This is a genomic window from Streptomyces narbonensis, from assembly GCF_014649015.1.
Taxonomy (GTDB): Bacteria; Actinomycetota; Actinomycetes; order Streptomycetales; family Streptomycetaceae; genus Streptomyces; species Streptomyces narbonensis.
The window spans coordinates 237,181-261,244 of record NZ_BMSF01000007.1; the positions used below are offsets into that span (position 1 = coordinate 237,181).

General features: G+C 72.2%; 23 protein-coding genes. 5 read left to right on the forward strand and 18 right to left on the reverse strand.

Going from position 1 to position 24,064, the window contains the following annotated elements; all coding sequences use genetic code 11:
- Window positions 1-179: 179 nt before the first annotated feature.
- Window positions 180-1,013 carry an NAD(P)H-binding protein gene (locus IE124_RS15655; protein ID WP_189508365.1) on the forward strand — a complete coding sequence of 278 codons (834 nt, stop codon included), beginning with the start codon at window positions 180-182 and terminating at the stop codon, window positions 1,011-1,013.
- Window positions 1,014-1,114: 101 nt separating this feature from the next.
- On the opposite strand, the gene IE124_RS15660 is transcribed toward IE124_RS15655, so the two are convergent.
- The 6 genes from IE124_RS15660 to IE124_RS35520 all read right to left on the reverse strand — a co-directional run bounded on the left by IE124_RS15660 (window position 1,115) and on the right by IE124_RS35520 (window position 6,277).
- Window positions 1,115-2,026, reverse strand: coding sequence for a glycoside hydrolase family 19 protein (locus tag IE124_RS15660; protein WP_189508366.1), 912 nt, complete (start codon window positions 2,024-2,026; stop codon window positions 1,115-1,117).
- Between the two features lie 177 nt (window positions 2,027-2,203).
- Window positions 2,204-3,058, reverse strand: a complete 855-nt coding sequence (locus IE124_RS15665; protein ID WP_189508367.1) for an FG-GAP repeat domain-containing protein — start codon at window positions 3,056-3,058, stop codon at window positions 2,204-2,206.
- Window positions 3,059-3,303: 245 nt separating this feature from the next.
- Entirely contained in the window at window positions 3,304-4,149 is an 846-nt protein-coding gene (locus IE124_RS15670) for an FG-GAP repeat domain-containing protein (RefSeq protein ID WP_189508368.1), read from the reverse strand.
- A 180-nt stretch (window positions 4,150-4,329) separates the two neighbouring features.
- A complete protein-coding gene (locus tag IE124_RS15675; protein WP_189508369.1) occupies window positions 4,330-4,551 on the reverse strand; it encodes a hypothetical protein in 222 nt (73 codons plus the stop codon).
- Window positions 4,552-4,688: 137 nt separating this feature from the next.
- Window positions 4,689-5,630, reverse strand: a complete 942-nt coding sequence (locus IE124_RS15680) for an NADP-dependent oxidoreductase (protein ID WP_189508370.1) — start codon at window positions 5,628-5,630, stop codon at window positions 4,689-4,691.
- Between the two features lie 140 nt (window positions 5,631-5,770).
- Window positions 5,771-6,277: a hypothetical protein gene (locus IE124_RS35520; RefSeq protein ID WP_189508371.1), complete on the reverse strand. Its 507-nt coding sequence runs from the start codon at window positions 6,275-6,277 to the stop codon at window positions 5,771-5,773.
- Between the two features lie 135 nt (window positions 6,278-6,412).
- Here IE124_RS35520 and IE124_RS15690 point away from each other — a divergent pair, with 135 nt between their 5' ends.
- Window positions 6,413-8,302, forward strand: a complete 1,890-nt coding sequence (locus tag IE124_RS15690; protein ID WP_189508372.1) for a serine/threonine-protein kinase — start codon at window positions 6,413-6,415, stop codon at window positions 8,300-8,302.
- A gap of 3 nt (window positions 8,303-8,305) precedes the next feature.
- On the opposite strand, the gene IE124_RS15695 is transcribed toward IE124_RS15690, so the two are convergent.
- The 4 genes from IE124_RS15695 to IE124_RS15710 all read right to left on the reverse strand — a co-directional run bounded on the left by IE124_RS15695 (window position 8,306) and on the right by IE124_RS15710 (window position 11,796).
- Window positions 8,306-9,595 (reverse strand): hypothetical protein, encoded by a 1,290-nt coding sequence (locus IE124_RS15695; RefSeq protein WP_189508373.1) that lies wholly within the window; start codon window positions 9,593-9,595, stop codon window positions 8,306-8,308.
- Between the two features lie 195 nt (window positions 9,596-9,790).
- Complete coding sequence (locus tag IE124_RS15700) at window positions 9,791-10,156, reverse strand: hypothetical protein (protein WP_189508374.1); 366 nt, start codon at window positions 10,154-10,156, stop codon at window positions 9,791-9,793.
- Window positions 10,153-10,710 (reverse strand): DUF6232 family protein, encoded by a 558-nt coding sequence (locus tag IE124_RS15705; protein WP_229832489.1) that lies wholly within the window; start codon window positions 10,708-10,710, stop codon window positions 10,153-10,155. The genes IE124_RS15700 and IE124_RS15705 overlap by 4 nt, the downstream gene beginning before the upstream one ends.
- A 171-nt stretch (window positions 10,711-10,881) precedes the next feature.
- The gene (locus IE124_RS15710) at window positions 10,882-11,796 is read right to left on the reverse strand and encodes a LysR family transcriptional regulator (RefSeq protein ID WP_370468768.1); all 915 of its coding nucleotides are present in this window, start codon (window positions 11,794-11,796) and stop codon (window positions 10,882-10,884) included.
- 89 nt (window positions 11,797-11,885) lie between these two features.
- On the opposite strand from IE124_RS15710, the gene IE124_RS15715 reads away from it, so the two are divergent.
- Window positions 11,886-12,716 (forward strand): oxidoreductase, encoded by an 831-nt coding sequence (locus IE124_RS15715; RefSeq protein WP_189508376.1) that lies wholly within the window; start codon window positions 11,886-11,888, stop codon window positions 12,714-12,716.
- A 69-nt stretch (window positions 12,717-12,785) separates the two neighbouring features.
- On the opposite strand, the gene IE124_RS15720 is transcribed toward IE124_RS15715, so the two are convergent.
- Window positions 12,786-14,069 (reverse strand): adenylosuccinate synthase, encoded by a 1,284-nt coding sequence (locus IE124_RS15720; RefSeq protein WP_056653106.1) that lies wholly within the window; start codon window positions 14,067-14,069, stop codon window positions 12,786-12,788.
- 110 nt (window positions 14,070-14,179) lie between these two features.
- On the opposite strand from IE124_RS15720, the gene IE124_RS15725 reads away from it, so the two are divergent.
- Both IE124_RS15725 and IE124_RS15730 read left to right on the forward strand, forming a co-directional pair.
- Entirely contained in the window at window positions 14,180-15,028 is an 849-nt protein-coding gene (locus tag IE124_RS15725) for a diacylglycerol kinase family protein (protein WP_189508377.1), read from the forward strand.
- Window positions 15,029-15,106: 78 nt separating this feature from the next.
- Window positions 15,107-16,513 (forward strand): hypothetical protein, encoded by a 1,407-nt coding sequence (locus tag IE124_RS15730; RefSeq protein WP_189508378.1) that lies wholly within the window; start codon window positions 15,107-15,109, stop codon window positions 16,511-16,513.
- 29 nt (window positions 16,514-16,542) lie between these two features.
- Here IE124_RS15730 and IE124_RS15735 read toward each other — a convergent pair whose 3' ends face one another.
- From IE124_RS15735 to IE124_RS15765, 7 genes are all read right to left on the reverse strand, one after another.
- Window positions 16,543-17,739, reverse strand: coding sequence for a cytochrome P450 (locus tag IE124_RS15735; RefSeq protein WP_189508379.1), 1,197 nt, complete (start codon window positions 17,737-17,739; stop codon window positions 16,543-16,545).
- 27 nt (window positions 17,740-17,766) lie between these two features.
- Window positions 17,767-18,432 carry a response regulator gene (locus IE124_RS15740; RefSeq protein WP_189508380.1) on the reverse strand — a complete coding sequence of 222 codons (666 nt, stop codon included), beginning with the start codon at window positions 18,430-18,432 and terminating at the stop codon, window positions 17,767-17,769.
- Window positions 18,429-19,751, reverse strand: a complete 1,323-nt coding sequence (locus tag IE124_RS15745) for a sensor histidine kinase (RefSeq protein WP_189508381.1) — start codon at window positions 19,749-19,751, stop codon at window positions 18,429-18,431. The genes IE124_RS15740 and IE124_RS15745 overlap by 4 nt, the downstream gene beginning before the upstream one ends.
- A 96-nt stretch (window positions 19,752-19,847) precedes the next feature.
- Window positions 19,848-20,717, reverse strand: a complete 870-nt coding sequence (locus tag IE124_RS15750; RefSeq protein WP_189508382.1) for an alpha/beta hydrolase — start codon at window positions 20,715-20,717, stop codon at window positions 19,848-19,850.
- Between the two features lie 103 nt (window positions 20,718-20,820).
- Complete coding sequence (gene kynU, locus IE124_RS15755; RefSeq protein ID WP_189508383.1) at window positions 20,821-22,023, reverse strand: kynureninase; 1,203 nt, start codon at window positions 22,021-22,023, stop codon at window positions 20,821-20,823.
- Window positions 22,016-22,858, reverse strand: a complete 843-nt coding sequence (locus IE124_RS15760; protein WP_056653149.1) for a tryptophan 2,3-dioxygenase family protein — start codon at window positions 22,856-22,858, stop codon at window positions 22,016-22,018. Before IE124_RS15760 ends, kynU begins: the two co-directional genes overlap by 8 nt.
- Before the next feature lie 124 nt (window positions 22,859-22,982).
- Window positions 22,983-23,798 carry a DUF3152 domain-containing protein gene (locus tag IE124_RS15765; RefSeq protein ID WP_229832490.1) on the reverse strand — a complete coding sequence of 272 codons (816 nt, stop codon included), beginning with the start codon at window positions 23,796-23,798 and terminating at the stop codon, window positions 22,983-22,985.
- Between the last annotated feature and the right edge of the window lie 266 nt (window positions 23,799-24,064).

The window sequence follows — 24,064 nt, forward strand, 5'->3', positions numbered from 1 at the left end:
GCACTCCGCGGCGGGGCAAAACGAGCCGGCGGAACATGCCGCCGGGGGACGAGCGGGACTCGCCGCCCTGCCCGGTCGGCCACCCGGGAAGCTCCGGGTGGCCGACCGCCGTTGACCTGAAGCGTGATTGAGGTCCTAGCGTGGTGCCCACGTGATCATCTGACGACGGGAAACACGCCATGATCCTCGTGACCGGAGCCACCGGAAACATAGGCCGCGCCCTGCTCAAGGAGCTGCACGCGCACGGTGCCGGGCCGCTGCGAGGACTCACCCGTGATGCCGGACGGGCCGTCTTCCCCGAGGGGGTCGAGGCCGTCGAGGGCGACTTCGCGGAGACGTCGTCGTTGAAGCCGGCGCTGGAGGGGGTGCGCTCGCTCTTCCTGGTGTCGCGCCTGGGCTCGGACGCCGACATTCTCGAAGCCGCCCGGCAGGCGGGCGTGGAGCACGTCGTCCTGGTGTCGTCGATCACCGTCCAGACCCACCCGCACCTCGCCCCCGCCGCCGAGAACCTGGCGGTGGAGCAGCTGCTCCAGGCGAGCGGCATGGCCTGGACGATCCTGCGGCCGACGCAGTTCGCCTCGAACGCCCTGATGTGGGCCGCGGCCGTCCGCGGCCACGAGACCGTCCACGCGCCGTACGCCGGGACCGCGCTGCCGACCGTCCACCCCGCCGACATCGCCGCGGTGGCGCGCGTGGCGCTGACCGAGCCCGGCCACCGCGGACGCACGTACGCCTTGACCGGGCCTGAGCCGGTGACCGCCCGGCAGCAGGTGGAGGCCATCTCCGCGGCACTGGGGCGGGAGGTCCCCTTCGCCGAGATCAGCCGCGAGCAGGCCCACGCGCAGATGGCCGCGGTCTTCGGACCCGAGGCCGCGGACGCGGTGCTCGACGTCACCGGCGGGGACGTGAACGACGAGCTGCTGAGGGTGCGCGACACGATGTCGCAGGTCACCGGGGCGGCGGCCCGCCCGTTCCGGCAGTGGGCCTCGGAGAACGCCGCGGCCTTCCGCTGAACCGGAACCGGAACCGGAAAGCCCTCGCCCCGCACCGGGAGCATCACGGTGCGGGGCGAGGCGAGGCGAGGCGAGGAGAGAAGCGGAGCCGAGCGGAGCGGTCAGCAGTACAGGTTCGCGCCGGCGGGGACGCCCAGGATCTGGGTGAACTGCTGGTACTTGGTGACCCGGCTCTGCACCTGGGCGGGGTTGCCGCCGTTGCACTCCAGGCTGCCGTTGATCGCCCAGATGGTCTGGCCGAAGCCGGCGCCGTTGACCATCGCGTTGTGGGCGGTCATCGTGCCGGGACCGTTCTGGGTGTTCCAGTACCAGAGGCCCGTCATCATGGCGACGGCCGGATCCTGCTCGACCCGCCAGGGGTTGTTGAGCAGGTCGATGCCGAGGGCGTCACCGGCCGCCTTGTAGTTGAAGTTCCAGGAGAGCTGGATGGGGCCGCGGCCGTAGTACGCGGCCTGGCCGGCGGGACAGCCGTAGGGCTGGTTCCGGTCGCAGTAGTGCGGGTAGTTGGCGGTGTTCTGCTCGACGATGTGGACGAGGCCGCCCGTCTCGTGGGAGACGTTCGCGAGGAAGGCCGCGGCCTCCTGCTTCTTCACGGTGTCGCTGCCGGTGTTGGCGAAGCCGGGGTACGACTTGAGGGCCGCGGTGAGGCCCGCGTACGTGTAGAAGGGGTTCCTGTTCGGGAACATCTGGTTGAACTGAGCCTCGGAGACGACGAATCCGGAGCTCGGCGGCGTGGTGGGCGGGGTCGTGGGTCCGCCGCCACAGGCTCCCTGGTCGGCCCAGACGCCCCACTCGCCGGTCGTACCGGGGGTCTCGTTCTGGGTCCACCACTTGGCCTGCCAGTTGTGGCCGTTGTGCGAGGCCGTCATCCCGCCCGTGTAGACGCTGGAGGAGTTCCATGCGGCCGCGCAGGCGGCTGCCGCTCCTGCCGAGGCGGCGGGGAGGAGGAGCAGGGCGAGTCCAACGGCCGTACAGAGCGCGGCCAGCGAGGTGGCCAACTTACGCAGCAGCATGCGTACTTCCTTCCGGGTGGGGCCGGGTCGGGGAAGCACAGCGAAGCGCTATTGGTCTGGACCTGTCAAGGTCTAGACCAGAATTCGTGACAGTCGGGGTTCCGGTTGCATACGAAGCGGCCCCGGGCTCGGAGATCCGAGGCCCGGGGCCGCCGTCAGTCGCGTGAAGCGGTACGACTAGAGCAGGTTGAAGTTCTGCAGACCGGTGTTGATCTGGACCGGCGGCTTGAACGGCGCCGCGGCGTTGCCCGTGCCCGAGTAGCGGAAGAGCTTGCCGTCCGCCTTGCGGGCGAGCAGGTCCGCCTTGCCGTCGAAGTTGATGTCACCGGTGGACAGGAGGCGGTTGAACGCGCCCCAGCCGCCGCCGATCTTCGCGCGGGTGGCGAACGGGGCCCGGTAGTTGCCCGTGCCCTTGTAGAGCCACAGGACACCCGCCGTGTCACGGGCGACGATGTCGACCTTGCCGTCACCGGTCAGGTCGCCCTGGCCCGCGATCTGGTTGTAGATGTTCCAGCCGCCACCGATCTTCGTGCGCGTGGTGAGGCGGCCGTCCGGGTAGGACAGGTAGCTCCACAGCACACCGGACGCGTCGACGCCGAGCAGGTCGGCCTGCTGGGCACCGCCGAAGTTACCGGGCGAGATGACCGTCTTGTAGATGTTCCAGCCCCGGCCGACGGTGTCGGAGTCAGCGGCCTCGCCCTCGAAGGAGAAGAAGTCCAGGCGGCCGTTCTTGTAGAGCGTCCACTCGGCCTCGCCGAAGCCGTCGTTGTTGTTGTCGGCGACGATGATGTCGGCGATGTCGCCGGCGTCGCTCGCCACCGGAAGCCCGGCGCTGAAGCCACCGGTGCCATTGGGGTTCCACACGTACAGGTCGTTGGTCGACTTGTTGACGCCGTACATCTCGAACGTGGGCGTCTCCGACGCAGCGGCGGGCGCGGCGGAGGCGGTGCCGGCGACGGTCGCGGTCGCGACGGCGACGGCGGAGGCGACCAGCGCGCCCTTGAGCACACGCTGACGACGGTTGATCTTCATCAAGATCCCCCCCTGGGATTCTCGGTCCACGACTGCGCATTGACGCGCCGTCGATCATGGAAATCTTGCCACAGTGACTCGAACGCGTGCGCCATCGGAGCCTGTTACAAAGCAACAGCTCCGGGGCGGCGAGTTGCCGCTTCGGAGCCGACGGGGAAGATCTGGATCAGAACGTGCGACAAAGCGGCCCCGGGCTCGGAGATCCGAGGCCCGGGGCCGCCGTGAGGTGGGTAACGCCCGTACTGCTACAGCAGGTTGTACGCCTGGTAGCCGGTGCCGATCTGGGTGGGCGCCTTGAACGGGGTCGCGGCGAGGCCCGTGCCGTAGTAGCGCATCAGCTGACCGGCGGGCTTGCGGGCGAGAAGGTCCGCCTTGCCGTCCTCGTTGAGGTCGCCTACCGAGATCAGTCGGTCGTACGCGTTCCAGCCCTGGCCGATCTTCGTACGGCTGCTGAAGGGGGCCTTCCAGTTGCCCGTGCCCTTGTAGAGGTACAGGTAGCCGGTGGACTTCTCCTTGGCGACGATGTCGGGCTTGCCGTCACCGGTCAGGTCGCCCTGGCCGGCGATCTGGTCGTACACGTTCCAGCCGCCACCGACGCGCACACGGGTGGTGGTGGTGCCGTTCGGGTACGCGAGGTAGCTGTACAGCACGCCGGTCTTGTCGACACCGACCAGGTCGGCTTCCTTGGCCCCGCCGATGTTGCCGGGCGAGAGAACCGTCTTGTAGATGTTCCAACCCGAGCCGACGCGGTTCGCGTCCTGATCGGGCCCGTCGGTCGAGAAGAAGTCCAGACGCCCGTTCTTGTAGAGCGTCCAGTCGGCCTCGGGGTAACCGTCGTTGTCGTTGTCGGCACCGATGATGTCGGCGACGTCGGAGAAGTCGTAATCGAACGTCTCCCCGTTGAGACCGCCGGTGTAGTTGGGGAACCACACCCGAAGGTCCTGCGTCGTCTTGTGGACGCCGTACATCGGGAAGGTCGGCTGCATCGGCAGCTCCGCCGCGGTGGCGGTGCCGGCCACGGTGGCGGTCGCGACCGCGACGGCCGTGGCGACGAACGCCCCCTTCAGCGCACGACGACGAATGATGTTCATCGAAAATCCCCCCTGGGACTCTTCAGCGGCCCACTTCACGCGCCGCCAGCGATCCGAATCCTGCCACAGCGTTCGAACGATTTCGGACACGCCAAGCCCGCATACGGAGAACGGCTCCGGGGCGGCGGTTTGCCGCCCCGGAGCCGGCCGGGAGGGGAGCGAGAAGCGAGCGCCCTGGGCCTAGAGGGGCAGGGCCTTGGTGACGTCGCCGAGGGCGGCGGGGTTCGCGGCGTCCGTGACGGCGCCCAGGGGGGAGTCGGACTGGCTGGCGGCGCCGGCGACGGGGCCGAGCAGGCCCGTCGCGCCCGCCAGAGGGTCGGCCGCGGCGGCGGCACCTGCGCCGAGACCGATGGCGGAGGCGGCGAGGGCGAGGGCGGTGAGGACACGCTGGGAAGAGTTCATGCCCCGCTAACGAGCCCCCGCGCCGCAGGTACCGGTGATTCCGCATCCGCCGACGGTTTCCGCCCGGGTCGAGGGGACCCGGGCGGACGAGGTTGACGGGGCCGGTCGCGGATCAGGTCGGGGCCGGTCGGATCAGGTCAGATCATCAGGACGATGCGGCCCGGGCGGTGGCCCGCCTCCGCGCGGCGGTGGGCCTCGGCTGCCTCCTCCAGGGGGAGGACGTCGGCCACCCGGGTGATCACCTCGCGGGCCGCGACCTTCTCCAGCGTCTCCTTCAGGCGGGCGGCGTCCGGCCTGGCCCGGACGGTCTCGACGCGGATGTTCCGCTCCGGGGTCGGGACACGGTCGGGGGCGAGCGCGACGAAGACGCCGCCGTCCTTCAGGACCGGGAGCAGACCCTCGCCGGCCAGCGCCCCGTCGAAGACCGCGTCCACCCGGTACGGGTCGCCCTCGATGACCCGGGCGACCACGTCCTCCGTCGCACCGCGCGTGACGACGTGATGCGCGCCGAGGACCCTCAGTTCGCTCTCGTCGCCCTCGTGGGCCACCGCCACCACCCGCAGCCCGGCCGCCGAGGCGTACTGCACCGCCAGCCGGCCCACCACCGCGCTCGCGCCGGTCACCAGCAGCGTCGCCCCCTCGGAGAGCCGGAGCTTGTCGAGGCCCAGCTGGGCCGTCGCCGAGGCCAGGGGGATGGACGCGGCCACGGTGAACTCCACGTCGTCCGGGATCGGCGCCAGCCACTCCGGGGCGACCCGGACGACCTCCGCGTACGTCCCCTCGCCGGTCAGCTCCTCGTACCAGGGCACGTACCCGGCCACCCGGGTCCCCGGGGCCATCCCCGGCACGGGATCCAGCAGCTTCCCCGCGAAGTCCGTCCCCAGGACGAACGGCGGCTTGAGCGCACCGACCGCGTCCGCGTACCGGCCGGCCCGGATCCGCAGGTCCGCCTGGTTCACACCGGCGGCCTTGAGACGCACACGCACCCGGCCGGGGACGTCCCCGGCCTCCGGCTCGGGCCGGCGGGCCATTCTGAGCACCTCGGGTCCGCCGTAGGCGGTCACTTCGACGACACGCATGGGGTACTCCTCAGACGGAAGGCCCCCTCGTCGCCATTACACCCACGCCCGCGATCCCCGGGCAACCCCTGTTGGCCCGCCCGCGAGCCCCCGGCCGGAGGACCCGCCCCAAGGAAGGGCGAACTCCGGGTGACGGGGGCCTACGTACACCCCGGAACCGCACACCCGTGCGTACCGTCGCGCGGGTGGACTGGCTCACCGCTGAGAACCTCATCGCCCTGGTCACCGCCCTCCTCGGCGTCCTCGTCTCGACCGGCGCCGTCTGGTACGAGCGACGGGTGCCGCACCAGCGGCGGATCGGCTACCGCGTCCAGCTCGACACGGCCATCGGGAACGCCGCCGCCAACGGCGCCGTGACCGGCCCCGGCGCGGCCGTCCGGCGCGGCACCCGTCTTCAGCCGGGCCGCCCGGACGGTCACCGTCGCCCTCACCGTCTGTGTCGTCGCGCTCGCCGCGATCATCGTCCGCGAGCAGACCCCGCCGCCGATCGGCTGCGCCACGGGCACACTCACCGTCACCGGCTCGACGGCCTTCGCACCGGTCGTACGGGAGCTGGCGAAGAAGTACGAGAAGGACTGCGCGGGCTCGAAGGTGAACGTGACCGCGCACGGCCTGATCCGGGGCAGCGGCCAGGACGTCGTCCTCACCCACGGCCACCTGCCCTGCTCCACCCCGAAGGGCCTGAAGGTCTGCGGGGACGGCTGACCGGGGTGGGGGACGGGGGCTGCGGGCGGGGGCTGCGGGCGGAGACGGCCGAGGCGTGGTCTGGCATGCTCGTCGCCGTGGATCCATTGAACGCGGAAGACCCGGTCAGCATCGGTCCGTTCCGTCTGATCGGCCGTCTCGGGGTCGGTGGGATGGGCCGGGTGTTCCTCGCGCGCTCGGCCGGCGGCCGGACGGTCGCGGTCAAGGTGGTGCACTCCGAGCTGGCCGCCCAGGAGGAGTTCCGGCGGCGGTTCGCCCGCGAGGTCGAGGCGCTGGAGCGGGTCGGCGGGACGGGCACGGCGCCCGTGCTCGGCTCGGACACCTCCGCCGAGGCCCCCTGGGTGGCCATCGGATACGTCCCCGGGCCGTCGCTGCGGACCGTCGTCGGCGACGAGTACGGGCCGCTGCCGCCCGCGACCGTACGGTCCCTGGCCTCGGGGCTCGCCCGCGCCCTCGTCCACATCCACGCTGCCGGGCTCGTCCACCGCGACCTCAAGCCGTCCAACGTCCTGCTGACCGTCGACGGGCCCCGGCTCATCGACTTCGGCATCGCCCGCGCCGTCGACACGGTCGCCGACGGCGGCGGACTGACCTCCACCGGCGCGGTCGTCGGCTCCCCCGGCTTCATGTCGCCCGAGCAGGTCCGCGGCGACCGGGTCAGCCCCGCGTCGGACGTCTTCTGCCTCGGCTCCGTCCTCGCGTACGCCGCGACCGGCCGGTCCCCCTTCGGTACGGCCGACAGCGGCGTCCACGCCACGATGTTCCGCATCGCCCACGACGAGCCCGACCTGACGGACCTCGCGCCCGAGCTCTCCGGCCTCATCCGGGCCTGCCTCGCCAAGGACCCGGAGGCGCGCCCCTCGGCCACCGAGATCGTCGAGACGCTGCCGGTCGTCGCCGACCCGTGGCTCCCGGCGGACGTCCTGGCCCGGCTGGGCCGCCACGCGGCCCGGCTCCTGGAGGCGGAGGCCGGGACGGGGCCCGTGGCCGGGGGAGCCTCGGTGGCCGCCGTCGGCGCCGGTGACCCGACGCCCGCCACTCCCCTGCCGCCCACCGCCCGCACCGCGCCCCGCCCCCGGCGCCGTACGGCCCTGGTCGCCGCCCTCGCGGCCCTGGCGGTGGCCGCCGCGGCCACCGTCACGTACACCTTCTGGCCCGACCCGGACACCGGCGGCGACGAGCAGAGGAACCGCGGCAAGGGCCGGACCGACGGCGTCTCCGCCCGGCCTGCCGGGATCGTCCCCGGCAGCTTCCTCGGCGCCTGGGAGGGCGTCATCCAGGGCACCGCCGACCATCCCCGGGAGACCGCCCGGATCGAGATCACCCAGGGCGCGGCGGGCGCCAAGAGCGCGGTCTACGTCCAGGTCGCCGAGAGCCGGCTCTGCATGGGGCGCTCGCGGCTCGTCTCGGCCGACGAGGACAAGGTCGTGCTCGGCGAGTCCGACGTCACGACCAGTGTGCCCGCCGAGCGCTGCACTCCCGCCGCGCACCAGACGCTCACCCTGCGCTCCCCCGACGTCCTGGAGTGGACCTCGGGCGCCGCGAAGGCCACCTTCCGCAAGGCGCCCACCGGCACCGCCGTCGTCCCCGCCCGCTACCTCGGCCGCTGGCGCAGCAAGCCCATGACGGAGGTCTACGGCGACAACGACGACCGCTACCGCACGGAGGTGACGGTCACCCAGGGCCCGATCGGCACGCCGGTCGTCCGCATCACCGACGTCTTCCCGCGCGTGAACGACGCCGGCGAGATCACCACCGACGTCGTCAGCTGCGCCTCCACGTCCGTCCTCGCGGGTGTCGGTGACCTCCTCGTCATCGGCCCGCAGGTCAGGGAGCCGGGCAGCACGGACTCCGAGTGCCCGTCGAACGGCTCCAGTTACGTGGCCGTGGACAGGTGGGAGGGCAAGGAACGGCTCCTCGTCCACCCGATGGTGGACGCGGAGCCGGGTGAGTTCCTGCGACTGTAGGGGCTATTCGGGGATCCGGTTGGTGCAGGTGCTGAACGGCTGGTCCAGCACGCACTGGAAGAGGGCGCTCCAGTCGCTGTCGGTGTCCGCCGCACCGGCCTGCACGGTGTCCGCGCACGCCTTGTCGGTCAGACCCCAGAGGGACCCGTCGGGCCAGCCGGCCTGCTGCGTGCGGTTCTGCACGACGTCGAGGCAGGACTGCGGCGCCTTCAGCCGCTTCAGCTCTTCCACGAGCTCCTGGTACTGGGAGTTGTTCACCGCACCGGCCTGCTCGTCGAGCGTCGCCTTGGCGGCGGACCGCTGCTCCGGAGAGGAGTCCGCGCTCTGGTAGACCTTGAGCGCCGCGGCGCTCTTCGCCAGCTTCTCCTGGACCTTCTTCTTGTCCTCCGGCTTCGTCGGCGCGGTACCCGGCTGCTGGGCGGCCAGCACACCGCCGAGGAGCACATCCGCGTACTTGGAGTAGAGCACCTTCTCCTGCACGGTCAGGTTCTTGTCCGTGAGTTTCGTGAGGACGAGGTTGAGGTCGTTGAGGACCTTGAAGTAGACGAGCCGCTCGGCGAGGGAACCGTTTCCGTTGACCTTCTCCAGCGCATTGGTCACGCCGAGGACGAGCTTCGCGTACCTCTCCCGGTCCTCCTTGGGGAAGTCCGTGTCCTTGCTGAGCCTCAGCGCTTCGGCCAGCCCCTTGGCGAGGGCCTTGGCATCGTCCTTCTCCTTCTGCGTCCCGTTCCCGTTGATGATGGCCTGGAGGTCGTCCAGCTGCTTCTTGACCTTCGCCTTCTCCGCGGCGGAGAGGTTGGTACCCGCGAGGTTGGCCTGCGCCTGCTTGAGCTCGTCGGCGGTCAGGGTCTGAATCGCGACGTTCTGGGCGGGGGGCGCTTCCTCGCCCTCGGCGGGCAGCTCTGCGGGCTGCTCGGCAGGGTTCGCCTCCTCCTCCGCCGGGTTCTGTTCTTCCTCCCCGTCGGGGTTGTTCTGCTGCTGCTCCTCGCCGGGAGGCACTTCCTCCTCGCCGGGAGGCACTTCCTCCTCGGCGGGCGGCGGCACCTCCTCCTCGACAGGTGGCGGCACCTCCTCCTCGACGGGTGGCGGCACCTGCTCCTCGACCGGCGGCGGCACCTCCTCCTCCGGAGGCGGTGGCGGCGTCGGCTGGGCCCTTGCGGTTTCAACGGCCTGAACCTGCGCCGGGGCTGCCGAGGCCGCCATGGCGCCCATGCCTGACGACAAGGCCAAGCCGGCCGCCAGGAGGGACGCGCTCGCAGCTCGGACGACTCGTCGCTGGGCGGTTGTGGTCATGGTGAATCCAGGTGGCTGTCAGGGTGCTGCTTCGTCCGCGGGGGCCGACCTCCGAAGGCGGCCCAACGTGACCGGAGTTCCACGACTCAACGGTTCACAGGAATCACAGGAACCACTCTTCTCCCGTGGCCCCGAGTCGGCAACTCGGGGCCGGGGCAGCGAACACACTGCGTGAGCACAGCCCCTGAAGGGGCGCTATCCGCCTACGCCGAGTAGTTCCAGGGCCGCGCGGGCCGAGTCGAGCAGCGGTGCGCCGAGCGTCCCGAGCATCGCGGCGATTCCCGCGACCGTCAGCAGCGCGCGGCGGCGTACCGGCGCCTCGACAGCCGCGTCGGTCGCGTCGGCGGCGAGGACGGGCAGCGCGTCGTCGAAGGACTGCCGGTCCTCGGGCGCGACCTCGGCGCGCAGCCCCTGCATGAGCGCGACGACGGTCCGCAAGGCCTCTTCCAGGGTGGGCGGCTGGGCCGGGGCGGCGTGGTTGTGGACGATCCCCTGATGACCGGTGCCGCCCTGAATGTTCACGGCGTCGCCGAAGTAGTAGCTGTTTCCGTCCCCGCTCATGCGCCCACCTTGCCCGTGTGACCGGAGCCGCCGTAGATGTTCACGGCGTCGCCGAAGTAGTAGTTGCTGGGGTTGCTGATCGAGAGCGCTCCGACGACGACGCTGAGGTTCGCGTCCGGCTCGTCGATCGCGGCCGCGATCTGCCCCACGAGTCCGTCCAGGTGACGAGGCTCGCCGGCGACCATCGCGGTCGACTGCCCGTTCGTCTCGATGGCCAGGACGTAGTGCGCGGAGGCGGTCACCACGACGAGCATGTCGGCCGCGAACCAGATGAACGCGCCCACGACGGCGAGGAGGGAGAGCCCGGAGAGGAAGGAAGCGAAGTCGTCCCCGTCCGACGAGCTGCTTAACGTGTCGGCGACGGCCCCGAAGAACAGGACGAGGATCAGAGCGAGCAGCGTGAAGGCGATCCGCTTCAGGAACCTGCGGAAAGCCTCTGCCTTGCGCGGCCGAAGGACGAAGGTGTAGACGCGGACGATGTTCTCCAGCGGATAGGCGGCGCCACCCACCCAGAGCAGTCTCTTGCTGATGACCAGCGGCAGATGCCTTGCCACACCTGAACCGGCACCCGGTTGCGGCGGGGTGGCCGGTGTGTCGGCGGGGCGATGCCACGGCCGAGGCGGTGTGGCGGGAGGTTCGGGCGTTTCCATGCTTCCCCCTGAGACGGAACCACGCACGAGTGGGAACTCATTAAGCGCTCAACTCCTTTGGTTGACAAGGCGAGTTCAGGCCTCACGAGGGCCGAGTCCGGCCGCCGCCCGGGCATAGCCGCGGACCAGGGGGCGGGTGTCGCCGGTCCGCCAGGCCAGGACGAGGTGGCTGGGGGTGAGGCCCCGGACGGGGCGGACGACGACGCCCTCGCGGGCGAGCAGCGGTGCGTTGCCCTCCGCGACCAGGCAGACGCCGAGGCCGCCGACGAGCGCCTCGTACGCCTCGTCCACCCCGCCGATCTCGCCGCCGATCACCGGCGGGCGTCCGCCCCGCGCGTCCAGCGCCAGCCAGTGGTCGCGCAGTTCGGGCACGCCGTCCGGCAGGGCGAGGAAGGGTTCGTCGAGCAGGTCGGTGAAGTCCAGGCTTTCGCGCGCGGCCAGCGGATGGGCCTCCGGGAGCGCGACGAGCCGGGGCTCGGCGGCCACGACGACCCAGCGGAACCGGTCCGCGCCGGCCAGCGGCAGCCAGACGAAGGCGACGTCGCTGCCGCTGTCGGCGAGCCCGGCCGTCGGGTCGTCCCAGGCGACCTGGCGCAGCTTCAGCCGGGCCCCGGGGTGGGCCTCGGTGAAGCGGGAGCGGATCGCGGGCAGCAGACCGCCCCGCCCGGGGCTGGTGCTCATGCCGACGACGAGGGTGCCGTCCGCCGCCTCCCGCGCCCGGCGCACCGCCTCCCGGCCCTCCTCCCAGGCGGCGAGCACGGCGCGGGCGTGCGGCAGCAGGGCCGTACCGACGGGGGTGAGGACGACGCCCCGCCGGTCGCGGTCGAAGAGGGCGGCGCCGAGCTGCCGCTCCAGGGCCCGTATCTGCTTGCTGAGCGCGGGCTGGGAGACGTACAGCCGCTCGGCGGCGCGGGTGAAGTGGAGCTCCTCGGCGACCGCGAGGAAGTACCTCAGGTCGCGGCCGTGGACATCGCCGGTCGTCATGCCCATGGGTTATCACAGCAGATCTTGGACGACCAAAGGCCTTGCGGAGCACGCTTGTTGCATCACCGAACAGCGCACTTCGAGGGAGTACGGACATGAGCAAGGTCTGGTTGATCACGGGTGCCAACAGCGGTTTCGGGCGGGCCTTCACCGAGGCGGCGATCGCCGCCGGCGACGTCGTCGTGGCCGCCGCCCGCCGCCCCGGGACCCTGGACGACCTGGTCGCCGCCCACCCCGACCAGGTGGACGCGGTGGCCCTGGACGTCACGGACGCGGCGGCGGTCGACCGGGTCGTCGCGGAGGCCGCCGAGCGGCACGGCCGTATCGACGTCCTCGTCAACAACGCGGGCCGCACGCACGTCGGTTCGGTCGAGGAGACCGCCGACACCGAACTGCGGTCCCTCTTCGACCTCCACGTCTTCGGCCCGGCCGCCCTCACCCGGGCCGTCCTGCCGCACATGCGGGCCCGCCGCTCGGGCGCGATCGTGCAGCTCAGCAGTGTCGGCGGGCAGGCGTCCATGGCGGGCTTCGGCGCGTACAGCGCGACCAAGTTCGCCCTGGAGGGCATGTCGGAGGCGCTCGCGGCCGAGGTCGGCCCGCTCGGCATCCGGGTCCTGATCGTCGAGCCCGGAGCCTTCCGTACGAGCCTCTTCGGCAACCACAGCCTGAGCGGCGACGGCATCGCCGACTACGCGGACACGGTGGGCGCGACCCGGGCGTTCGTGGAGACCGGGGGCGGCGCCCAGGCCGGCGACCCGGCGAAGGCCGCGGCGGCGGTCCTGGCCGCGCTGGACGCCGACGGGACACCGCTGCGGCTCGCCCTCGGCGACGACTCGATCGACACGATCCTGGGCCATCTGGAGCTGGTCCGGAAGGACCTCACGACGTGGGAGAAGATCGGCCGGGACACGAGGCTCGACGGCTGACCCATGAGGAAGGGCCCGCACCCCGGTCTCCCGGGGTGCGGGCCCTTCCCTCGTACCGCTTCGTACCGCTTAGAGGAACGAGTTGATCTCGATCGTCTCGGTCCGGCCGGGGCCGACGCCGATCGCGGAGATCGGGGCACCCGACATCTCCTCCAGGGCCTTCACGTACGCCTGCGCGTTCTTCGGCAGGTCGGCGAAGGTCTTGGCCTTGGTGATGTCCTCGGACCAGCCCGGCAGCATTTCGTAGATCGGCTTCGCGTGGTGGAAGTCGGTCTGCGAGTAGGGCAGCTCCTCGACGCGCTTGCCGTCGATCTCGTACGCGACACAGACCGGGATCTGCTCCCAGCCCGTCAGCACGTCGAGCTTGGTGAGGAAGAAGTCCGTCAGGCCGTTGACGCGGGTCGCGTAGCGGGCGATGACCGCGTCGAACCAGCCGCAGCGACGGTCACGGCCGGTGGTGACACCGCGCTCGCCACCGATGCGGCGCAGCGCCTCGCCGTCCGCGTCGAAGAGCTCCGTCGGGAACGGGCCGGCGCCGACACGGGTCGTGTAGGCCTTGAGGATGCCGATGACCCGGCTGATCTTCGTCGGGCCCACGCCGGCGCCGGTGCAGGCGCCGCCCGCGGTCGGGTTCGAGGAGGTGACGAAGGGGTACGTGCCGTGGTCCACGTCCAGGAGGGTGCCCTGGCCGCCTTCGAAGAGGACGACCTTGTCCTCGTCGAGCGCGTTGTTGAGGATCAGCGTGGTGTCCGCGACGAACGGCTTGATCTGCTCCGCGTACTGGAGCATCTCCTCGACGATCTGGGCGGCGTCGATCGCACGGCGGTTGTAGAGCTTGGCGAGCAGCTGGTTCTTGCCCTCCAGCGCCGCCTCGACCTTCTGGGTGAGGATCGACTCGTCGTACAGGTCCTGGACCCGGATGCCGACGCGGTTGATCTTGTCGGCGTAGGTCGGCCCGATGCCGCGACCGGTGGTACCGATCTTGCGCTTGCCGAGGAACCGTTCCGTCACCTTGTCGAGGGTGACGTTGTACGGGGTGATCAGGTGAGCGTTACCGCTGATCAGGAGCTTCGACGTGTCCACGCCGCGCTCGTTCAGTCCGCTCAGCTCGGAGAGCAGGACCGCCGGGTCGACGACGACACCGTTTCCGATCACCGGGGTGCACCCCGGCGAGAGGATTCCGGAAGGGAGAAGATGCAGCGCGTACTTCTGGTCGCCCACGACGACGGTGTGGCCGGCGTTGTTGCCGCCCTGGTAACGCACTACATAGTCAACGGATCCACCGAGGAGATCGGTGGCCTTTCCCTTGCCCTCGTCACCCCACTGAGCACCGAGCAGCACAAGTGCGGGCACAGGCGTACACCCCTTCCGGGTGGGGCATGTCCAAGGTCAGGGGGCGTACGCCGCCTCACCGGTGTGCCCCGGAATAGACGAAGCCCCTGGCGCAATAGCGCAAGGGGCTCTTGCACAAAGATGCTACCCGAGGAAGGACCGAGGTGTCGGATCACGACCAGCTGCTGGTCATCGTCGACCCGGTCGCCCGCCGAAGTGACGGCGAGTCCGTACGGATCGCGAAGGATGTCCTGTCCGCGCGCGCGGAAGCGAAGATCTGCCTGCCGGACAGTCCGGAAGAATTCACCAGGGCCCTGGCCCGGCGCGGCTCCCGGCACCCCGTGGTGCTCGGCGACGACCGCGCCCTGCTCCGAACGGTGACGCTGCTGCACCGGGAGCGGGACCTCGCCGAGGGGGCGCTCTCCCTCGTCCCGATCGGCCCGCCGGACGCCCTGGAGATCGCGCACGCGCTCGGCGTGCCGCGCTCCACCCCGGCGGCGGCCCGGGCGGTCCTGGACGGCGTCGTACGCCGCCTGGACCTGCTGGTCGACGACAGCGACGGGGTCGTCCTCGGCGACCTCCTCATCCCCGGCGGGTCGGCCGTCCGCGCCCTGGGCGGCCCGACCACGTCCGTCTGGGGCACCTGCCGCTCCCTGGTCCGCACGCTGGTCCGCCCGGCCCCCACGGCCCTCGCGGTCCGCACCCACCGGCTGCGGGTGGAGGCCGACGGGGTGCTCCTCGCGGACGTGGACACACCGGTGGAGGGCGTCTCGGTCCGCTCGGTCGCCGGGACGGCGGAGGTGACCGTCCACCCGTCGGACGCCCCGGCACGCCACGAGACCGCCCGCATGCTCACCGTCTCGGGCCCGGACTTCCGCTACCGCGCGGACGGCCGCGTCACGGGCCCGGTCCGGCGCCGGACGTGGACGGCCCGGGCGGGCGCCTGGGGGCTGATGCTGCCCCGGGACGCGGCTCCGTAGAACCAGCTGGTGCGAGGTGCGGCTGACGTCTACCGTCACGGACGAGACGGGTGGGAATCGGCCAACGGGGGATTTGTGATGGCTCGCGCGCTGGAGCTGCCGGGGACGGCGGAGGCACTGGACCGGTACGGGAACAGAGCGGGCAGCGTCCTGGTGGGAGGGGGCCTCGTGTGCGCGCTCGCCGCGGGCGTCGCGCTGGTGGTGCCCGGGGAGCCGTGGACGGACGACCTGGTCGGCGCGCTCGTCGCCCTGGGCGTGCTCACGCTCGCCGCCGGTGCCGGTTCCTGGGCGCTGGCGCGGCGGATGCGGCGCGTCCTCGGCTCCGGGGTCTGGTCGGCGCACCCGGCCGTGTCCGTGCGGAGCATGCGGAGCACCGAGGCCGTCGTGCTGAGGTCCCCGGCCGGGGACGAGCTGTGGCCGCTGGAGGTGGCCGCGCTGCGGCACCGCTACGAGCCGCTGCGGCCGGGCCCCGACGGGATCATGTGGTGGTGCGGGGACCCGGCCAAGGGCGGGGTGCTCGCGCCGCCCGGCGGTGGAGCGCTGCTCTGGACCAGGCCGATCAAGCACCGGCGGGCGCGACAGCGGATCGTGGAGCAGGCCGAACGCGCCGGCGTCCTCGGCCGGGCGATTCCCGCGCAGCCGCAGGAGCGGCACGAGCCGGACCCGCACGAGCCGGACCGGCACGTGAGGGGTCCGGTCCCGGAGCCGGTCCTCGCCCCGGCTCCTCCCGTGAGTCTCGTCAGGCCGCCCGAGTCCGACACCTCCGGCGCCCCGACGTACGCGCGGCTCGCCGCCCATGCCGGGCGGCAGGCCGTGCCGGCGACGGGGAAGCGGGCCGAACGGCCCCCGCGCGCCGAGGCGGACGTCCGCGAGGTCGCGTGGTGGCGGGTGCGGAGTCTGCGGCGGGTCGCCGGGACCGGCCGGCTCCTCGGGGCGCTGGTCCTGTGCCTGGCCACGCTCGGGGCGGTGCTCCTCCGGCTCGACGGCGGCAGCCTGATGAAGCTGTTCTTCCTGGCGATCGTGGGACTCGCGGCCCTCGGCTACTCCGGCTACCAGCTGGTCGCCCGGGGCCTGCCCTGGGTCCGGGCGATGCACCGCGCGGCGCGCTCCCCCGTACCCGTGCCCCGGCGGTACGTCCTGCTCCACGACCCGCAGGACGGCGTGCCCGTCCTGGTGCTCTTCCCCGCCGACGCCGAGGGCCACGACCGGCCCGAGGGTCTTCTCCCGCTGCTGCCGCCCGGCACCGCGAAGCACCCGCGGCGGGGGCTGCCGCCGGAGCCCACCGGGGCCGTCGAATTGCGCGGCTGGCGCGACTCCTCCGCCGACGGGCGGTCGGTCGTCGTGCCGTTCTTCGAGGGCCGCGCGCTGTGGCCCGCGGAGCCGTACCGCCCGGCGGCCGGGGCGGGGAGCGCCGCGCTCCTCGCCCGGCTCGCCCCGCCACAGGAGCCCCTGCTCGCGCCGCCGGGGGAGCCCCGGGGCGCCTGAGGTCGGGGGGTGTCCGCGGCCCCGGGTCCTCACACCTCCACGAGCAGCTCGTCGAAGCCCCGGATCACGTACCCGGGCTTCCACACCGGCTCCGCCGCGAGCCGCAGATTCGGGGCCCGGCGGAGGAGCTCGCCGAAGACCGCCTCCAGTTCGAGGCGGGCGAGCGGGGCGCCGAGGCAGTAGTGGATGCCCGCGCCGAAGGTGATGTGCGGGTTGTCGGCGCGGGTGAGGTCGAGCTCGTCGGCCGTCGGGCCGAAGCGGGCCGGGTCGCGGTTGGCGGAGCCGAAGAGGAGGGCGACCTCGGAGCCGCGCGGGATGACCTGGCCGCCGACCTCGATGTCGTCGAGGACCCAGCGCTCGAACATCTGGAGCGGGGTGTCGTACCGCAGAAGTTCTTCCACAGCTGTGGACAACTTTTCGGGATCGGGCCGGACGCCGTGCTTGAGCAGGGTCCACCAGCCGTTGACCGTGGTGTTCACGGTGGCCTCGTGGCCCGCGTTCAGGAGCAGGACGCAGGTGGAGATCATCTCCTGCTCCGTCAGCCCCTCCACCGCGATCAGGGACGAGATGAGGTCGTCCCCCGGGCTCTTCCGGCGCCGCGCGATCAGCTCCCGCAGGTAGTCCGAGAACTCGATCGAGGCCACGACCGCCCGCCGGGCCGTCTCCTCCGAGGGATTCAGCTCGAACATCCCGCAGATCGCCGCCGACCAGGGCCGCAGCCGCGCCCGCTCCTCGTCCTCCTCCGGGACGCCCAGCATCTCGGCGATCACCGCGACGGGGAGGGGCTCGGCGACCGAGGCGAGCAGATCGCCGCCGCCCGCCGCCACCAGGTCGCCGACGAGCCCGGCGGCGAGCCGCCGTACCGTCGGCGCCAGGTTCTCCACCGTCCTCGGCGTGAAGGCCTTCGACACGAGCCGCCGGATCCGGGTGTGGTCGGCGGCCTCCAGGTCGAGCAGCCCGTGGTCGTTCAGCGTGTGGAAGGGCTCGTGCGCGGCGGGCGGCGCCTCCCGCCCGAACTCCTCGTGGGTGAACCGGTGGGTGTACGTCCGCCCCAGCCGCCGGTCCCGCAGGAGCGCCGACACGTCCTCGTAGTGCGGGATCAGCCACTGCCGGGTCGGACCGTGCCAGTGCGCGCGGCCGGCGGCGCGCAGCCGGGCGTACGCGGGGTACGGGTCGGCGACGAACTCGGGGGACCAGGGGTCGTACAGCGTCTCAACAGCGTCCATGACCGGACGCTACCGTTCGAAGCGGCGTCAGCCCCCGACCCGCACCAGACCCGCCTCGTACGCGAAGACCGCCGCCTGCGTCCGGTCGCGCAGGCCCAGCTTCACCAGGATGCGGCTGACGTGCGTCTTGATCGTGGACTCGGCGACGACGAGGTGCTCGGCGATCTCGACGTTCGACAGGCCCTGCGCGATGAGCACGAGCACCTCCGTCTCCCGCTCCGTGAGCTCCCCGACCTGTGCCAGGGCCGGCGGCTTCGGGGAGCTGCCGGGCGCCTTCGCGAACTCGGTGATCAGCCGCTTGGTGACGGTCGGCGCGAGCAGCGCCTCGCCGCCCGCGACCACCCGCACGCCCTCCGCGAGCTGCCTGGCCGAGGCGTCCTTGAGCAGGAAGCCGGAGGCTCCGGCGCGCAGCGCCTGGTACACGTACTCGTCCAGGTCGAAGGTGGTCAGGACGAGGACCTTGGCGTCCGCGTCGGCGGCGACGATCTCCCGCGTGGCCTCGATGCCGTTCAGCTCGGGCATGCGGATGTCCATGAGGACGACGTCCGGGTGGAGGGCGGCGACCTGGGAGATCGCCTCCCGCCCGTTGACGGCCTCGCCGACGACCTCGATGTCGGGCATCGCTCCGAGCAGGACGGAGAAGCCCTCGCGGACCATCATCTGGTCGTCGACGATCAGCACACGGATGCTCATTCCACGCTCTCCTCGCGGCTCACCGGGATGAAGGCCGCCACCTCGTAGCCGCCGTCGGCGGTCTCCTCGGCGGTCATCTCCCCGCCCAGCATCGTCACACGCTCCCGCATGCCGGTGATGCCGTGGCCGGCGCCGGGCGAGGGCTTCACGAGGCCGCGCGCGGGCCCGTTGGCGATCCGCAGCCCGAGGCCGCCGAGGACGTACGACACCTCGACCTTCGCCGCGGCTCCCGGCGCGTGCCGCAGCACGTTCGACAGGGCCTCCTGGACGATCCGGTACGCGGAGAGCTCCACGCCCTGGGGCAGCTCCCGCACCGCGCCGGTCACCGTCTTCTCGACGACGAGCCCGGCCTCGGTGACGTTGCGGACGAGCGAGTCGAGGTCGCCGAGGGTGGGCTGCGGGGCGTCGGGGGCCTCGTAGTCCTCGGCGCGGACGACCCCGAGGATGCGGCGCAGCTCGGTCAGGGCGGCGACGGCGTTCTCGCGGATGGTGAGGAAGGCCTGCTCCAGCTCCGGCGGCGGGTTCTCGACCCGGTAGGGCGCGGCCTCCGCCTGGATGGCGACCACCGACATGTGGTGGGCGACGACGTCGTGGAGCTCGCGGGCGATGGTGGTGCGCTCCTCCAGGACGGTCCGCTTGGAGATCTCCTGGGCCGTGACGGTCTGCTGGGCGGTGACCTCGCGGTCGGCCTGGCGGCGGACCTGGAAGACGGTGACGGTGAGCAGGACCAGGGCGGCGACGAACAGCAGCGGGACCGAGTCGGAGCCGCGCCCCCGGCCGAGGCCCACCTCGGCGAAGAAGCAGTAGCCGGCCGTCACGACCCACATCCACACGGCGGTACGGGGCCGGGTGCGGGCGGCGACCACGGCGAGGACCACGAGGTGGGCGGCGAGGGTGTTCGCCGCCCAGGGCCAGCCGCCGTCATAGCCGGTGGCGTACCCGATGAAGGGTGTCGTGGCGAGCGAGGCCCAGAAGGCGAGGACCGGCCGGACCAGGGTGAGCAGCACGATCGCGGCCGGGATGCCCGTCGTCACGAAGGCGAGCAGGCCGAAGGAGTAGTAGATCCGGTCGTACCCGAGGGCGAAGACGATCACCGCGCAGAACGCGACGACCGCGTGCGGCAGCAGCCCCGCGTACACCCGTATCCGCTGGGGCAGGAAGCGCGTCGGCCCGCTGTTCACGTCCATGCGCGGCAGCGGCCGGTAGGCGAAGGCGTCGTGGAAGAGTTCCTGCCGCAGCCCCCCGAGCGCCACCTGCACCAGGCGGAACTCGGGGCTGCGGCTCGTCTCGGGGATCTGTGTCTGGGTCACGCGAACCACGGTACGGGGGCGGGTGACGCCGGTCGTCCCGCTCGATACGGATCCTCGGCCGTCCCCCCTGAGGACTACGCGCGGCCCCTCGGTCCGTCACACGCCTCACCAGGCCAGCTGGGCGATCTCCTCCGAGACCACCGCGCAGGCGTCCGCCGACGGGTCGATCAGGGGGAAGTGGCCGACGCCTTCGAGGAGGGTGAGGCCGATCTCCTCGCCGGCCTTCGCCGCCGCGTCCGCGTAGGCCTCGGCGACCGTGTGCGGGACGTCGGTGTCCTCGCGGCCCTGGACGATCGTGGTCGCGATGCCCGTCGGGAGGAGGGCAGCCGGGTCCGTGAAGGGTGCCCGGCGCTCGTACTCCGCCTCGCCGCCGAGGAGTTCGGTGACCGCGCCGCCGCAGACGCCGAGTTCCACCGCGCGCTCGAAGTGGGCGATCGGGGCGAGGGCGACGACGCCGCGCAGCGCGGGCGGGGCGGGCAGGCGCCAGGGGGAGTCCGCGGGCAGGACGTGCCGGGCGGCGGCCCAGAGGGCGAGGTGGCCGCCGGCCGAGTGGCCGGTGAGGACGATCCGGCCCGTGTCGGCCTGCGGCAGGTGGGCGGCGGCGAGCTCCGGTACGGCGTCGAGGGCGGCCGCCACGTCGTCGAAGGTCTCGGGCCAGCGGCCGGCGACCGGGGACGTACCGCCCTGCCTGGGGATGTCGCTGCCGCGCCGGTACTCGACGCTCGCCACGGCGAAGCCGCGCCGGGCCAGGAAGTCCACGAACGGGGTCAGGTGCTGCCGGTCGTACGGCGCCCGCCACGCGCCGCCGTGCAGGGCGACGACGAGCGGGGCCCGGGTGCGGCCGTCGCGCGGGGCGTAGAAGTCGACCACCTGGTCCGGGTGGTCGCCGTACGCGGCGGAGGCGTCCGGGGGGACGGCCGGGTGCGAGAAGGCCGACGCCTCTTCGGCGGCATCGCGCGCGGCGGGGTCCGGCATGCTGTTCCAACCTCTCGGTGACGCGGCCGAATTGGCCTGACCTGCGGGGACGGTACCAGCACCGGAGCCCCCACAGATCAGGCGATCATCGGACGGTCATACCTCAGGCCGGGAGGTCGGCCAGGACCTCCGCGAGGACGCGTGCCGCCTTCTCCGCGTCCGCGAAGCCGACGTACAGCGGGGTGAAGCCGAACCGCAGGACGTCCGGGCGGCGCAGGTCGCCGACGACCCCGCGCTTGATCAGCTCGGCCATCACGGCCGGCGCGTTCTCGCAGCTCAGCGCGGCCTGGCTGCCCCGCTCGCCGTGCGCGTCCGGCGTCACGGAGACGACGCGGCCCTCCGGCACGTACGCCCGCACGCACTCCAGGAAGAAGTCCGTGAGCGCCAGGGACTTGGCGCGCACGTCCTCGATCGCGACTCCGTCCCACACGTCCAGCGCCGATTCCAGGGCCAGCATGGAGAGGATGTCGGGCGTCCCGACCCGGCCCTTCAGCGCGCCCTCGGCCGCCTCGTAGCCGGGGGTCATCGCGAACGGGTCCGTGTGCGAGTTCCAGCCGGGCAGGGGCGAGTCGAAGGCCGCCTGGTGGCGCTCGGCGACGTACAGGTACGCGGGCGAACCGGGGCCGCCGTTCAGGTACTTGTAGGTGCAGCCGACGGCCAGGTCGACCCCGTGGGCGTCCAGGCCGACGGGGAGGGCGCCCGCGCTGTGGCACAGGTCCCATACGGCGAGCGCGCCCGCCGCGTGGAGCGCGGCGGTGAGTCCCGGCAGGTCCCGGAGCCGGCCCGTCAGGTAGTCGACGTGGTTGACGAGCGCGAGCGCCGTGCGGCCGCTCACCGCGTCGGCCATGTCTGCCGGGTCGCACGCCACGATCTCGTGACCCGTCATGCGCGCCGCGGACTGTGCGATGTACCCGTCCGTGGGAAAGGTCGTCGCGTCGACGAGGATCTCCTCGCGATCGTCGCCGTTGATCCGGGCCGCCGCGACGACCGCCTTGAAGACGTTCACGCTCGTCGAGTCGCCCACCACGATCTGCCCGGGGGCGGCGCCGACGATCGGGGCGATCCGGTCGCCGATCCGCTCGGGCGCGGTCCACCAGCCCGACTCGCCCCAGGAGCGTATGCGCAGCTCGCCCCACTCGCGGGTGATCACGTCGGCCATGCGGGCCGGGACGTGCGCGGGGAGCGCGCCGAGGGAGTTGCCGTCGAGGTAGACGGTCCCGGCGTCGAGGGCGAACCTCTCGCGGTGAGCGGCGAGGGCGTCGGCCGCGTCGAGCGCCTTCGCGCGCTGTATGTACGTCTCAGACATGGCTGCGGGCCGTCCAGAGCTCCGGGAACACGTTCTTCTGGGCGCGCTTCTCCAGCCAGGCCACGCCGGCCGAACCGCCGGTGCCGGTCTTCGCGCCCATCGCGCGCCGGGTCGCCACCAGGTGGTCGTTGCGCCATCGCCAGACGAGCTCGGCGACATCGCTGAGGGCCTCGCCGAGCCGGACCAGCTCGGTGTTCTGGTCGGCGTCCGCGTAGATCCCGGCCCAGACGGCCTCGACCTCGGGGGACGGCTCGTACCGCTGCGCGAGGTCACGGCCGAGGACCGACTGCGGCACGGGCAGGCCGCGCCGGGCCAGCAGGCCGAGGACCTCGTCGTACAGGCTCGGCTCCTGGAGGGCCTTCTCCAGCTCGGCGTGCACGCGGGGCGCGCCCCGGTGCGGGACGAGCATGGACGCGGACTTCTCGCCGAGCAGGAACTCCATGCGGCGGTACATCGCCGACTGGAAGCCGGAGCCCTCGCCGAGCGCGGCCCGGTAGGCGTTGAACTGGCCGGGGGTGAGCTGGGCGAGCGGCCGCCACGAGTGGTTGAGGGCCTCCAGCTCGCGGACCGAGCGCTTGAGCGCGTCCATCGCGACGGGGACGCGGTCCTCGCGCAGGGCGCGGCTCGCGGTCTCCCACTCGTGGACGATGACCGTGAACCACAGCTCCATGACCTGGGTGGTGACCAGGAAGACCATCTCGCCGGGGTCGTCCGAGCGGAGGTGCTGGAGGTGGGTGAGGACGTCCGCCTGGACGTAGTCCTCGTACGGCGTGGTACCCGCGAAGTCGAGGTTCGGGTCGACCGAACCGGCTCCGGCATCGGGGAAGGTGGACATTGCTGTCTCCTCGATACGAACTACCGGGTAGCGGTCTGCTCCACCGTGCGCGCCTTCTTCCCTGCGGCACGGGAGCCCCGGTCCCCTCGGGAGGCGTGCTTCGTCGCGCGCCGTCCCAACGGCATCATGACACGATCGGACCCGTGATGTAGCTACCGTCTTCGTCATACGGAAATGCGTTCGAGCGGCAGCCGTTCAGGCCCTTGATCTGCTGCATCATCGCGGGCGCGAGCTTGCCCGGACCCGGGCAGCTCATGTGCTGCCGGATGCCGATCTCGTGCCCGACCTCGTGGTTGATGATCAGGTGCCGGTACTCGGCCGGCTCCCCCGCGAAGGTCGGCGAGCCGAGCATCCACCGCTTGAGGTTCACGACGACGCCGTCGGTGGTCTCGCAGTTCAGCTCGCCGTGGGTGTTCAGGCCCTGCTGGGCGCAGAGGGCGTCCGCCGTGTCCGGAGTGGCGATCCGGATGACGAAGTCGGCGTTCTGCGAGACCAGCTGGAAGCGACCCCGGCCGTGCGCCGCCCAGCTGCGCGGGTGGGCCAGGATCTGCTGGATCTCGGCGGCCGCGCCGTGCGCCGACAGTTCGATGCCGTCCTCGACCTGGACGCGGTAGCGGCGCAGCGATCCGCCGGTGCCGACGGCGTCGCCGGAGGCCTGCGCGCTGGTGAAGGTCCCGGCGCCGGACTGCGGCACGGTCGTCTTCTTCGGGGTCGGTTTGGGTTTGGGCTTGGGCTTCGCCGTGGTGGCCCTCGGCTTCGGCTTCGCCGTCGTGGGCCGGGGAGTGGGCGCGTCCGTCGTGGGCGCCGCCGTCGCGGTCGTCGCTCCCGGCGCGGGGGCGGCCGCGTCGTCGGCCGTCCGGCCGTTGAAGTGGGCGAGGGCGGCTCCGCCGCCGAGCGCCAGGGTCGCCAGGACCAGGACCGGCAGTGCGAGCCGGCGCACGGGGCCGCGTCTGCCTCTGCCCCGCCGGCGGCTCTGTTTTCCTCGCCGTCCTGCGGGTGCGGCACGCTTGCCCACGACAGACTTCTCCCCTGTGTCGGCCGGTGTGGGGGAAGAGGAGATGGGGCCTCGGAAACCGGCGTCTTCGGTCCTGCGGTCCCGGGGATCGTACCGGCCCCGTCCCTCCGCCCTCGAACGCGCTCGAACACGTCGAGGGGTCTGTCCCGATTTCCCCCGGCCCGATGAGACGGGGGAAATCGGGACGGATC

Excerpts from the sequence above, each read along its gene's own strand:
- IE124_RS15700 (WP_189508374.1), bottom strand. The coding sequence starts at position 10,156 with ATGAGCGGGGACGGAAACAGCTACTACTTCGGCGACGCCGTGAACATT.
- IE124_RS15670 (WP_189508368.1), bottom strand. The coding sequence starts at position 4,149 with ATGAACATCATTCGTCGTCGTGCGCTGAAGGGGGCGTTCGTCGCCACG.
- IE124_RS15730 (WP_189508378.1), top strand. The coding sequence starts at position 15,107 with ATGGCTCGCGCGCTGGAGCTGCCGGGGACGGCGGAGGCACTGGACCGG.
- IE124_RS15735 (WP_189508379.1), bottom strand. The coding sequence starts at position 17,739 with ATGGACGCTGTTGAGACGCTGTACGACCCCTGGTCCCCCGAGTTCGTC.
- IE124_RS15710 (WP_370468768.1), bottom strand. The coding sequence starts at position 11,796 with ATGGGCATGACGACCGGCGATGTCCACGGCCGCGACCTGAGGTACTTC.
- IE124_RS15660 (WP_189508366.1), bottom strand. The coding sequence starts at position 2,026 with ATGCTGCTGCGTAAGTTGGCCACCTCGCTGGCCGCGCTCTGTACGGCC.
- IE124_RS15695 (WP_189508373.1), bottom strand. The coding sequence starts at position 9,595 with ATGACCACAACCGCCCAGCGACGAGTCGTCCGAGCTGCGAGCGCGTCC.
- IE124_RS15760 (WP_056653149.1), bottom strand. The coding sequence starts at position 22,858 with ATGTCCACCTTCCCCGATGCCGGAGCCGGTTCGGTCGACCCGAACCTC.
- IE124_RS15665 (WP_189508367.1), bottom strand. The coding sequence starts at position 3,058 with ATGAAGATCAACCGTCGTCAGCGTGTGCTCAAGGGCGCGCTGGTCGCC.
- IE124_RS15680 (WP_189508370.1), bottom strand. The coding sequence starts at position 5,630 with ATGCGTGTCGTCGAAGTGACCGCCTACGGCGGACCCGAGGTGCTCAGA.
- IE124_RS15675 (WP_189508369.1), bottom strand. The coding sequence starts at position 4,551 with ATGAACTCTTCCCAGCGTGTCCTCACCGCCCTCGCCCTCGCCGCCTCC.
- IE124_RS15750 (WP_189508382.1), bottom strand. The coding sequence starts at position 20,717 with ATGCCGGACCCCGCCGCGCGCGATGCCGCCGAAGAGGCGTCGGCCTTC.
- IE124_RS15715 (WP_189508376.1), top strand. The coding sequence starts at position 11,886 with ATGAGCAAGGTCTGGTTGATCACGGGTGCCAACAGCGGTTTCGGGCGG.
- IE124_RS15655 (WP_189508365.1), top strand. The coding sequence starts at position 180 with ATGATCCTCGTGACCGGAGCCACCGGAAACATAGGCCGCGCCCTGCTC.
- kynU (WP_189508383.1), bottom strand. The coding sequence starts at position 22,023 with ATGTCTGAGACGTACATACAGCGCGCGAAGGCGCTCGACGCGGCCGAC.
- IE124_RS15740 (WP_189508380.1), bottom strand. The coding sequence starts at position 18,432 with ATGAGCATCCGTGTGCTGATCGTCGACGACCAGATGATGGTCCGCGAG.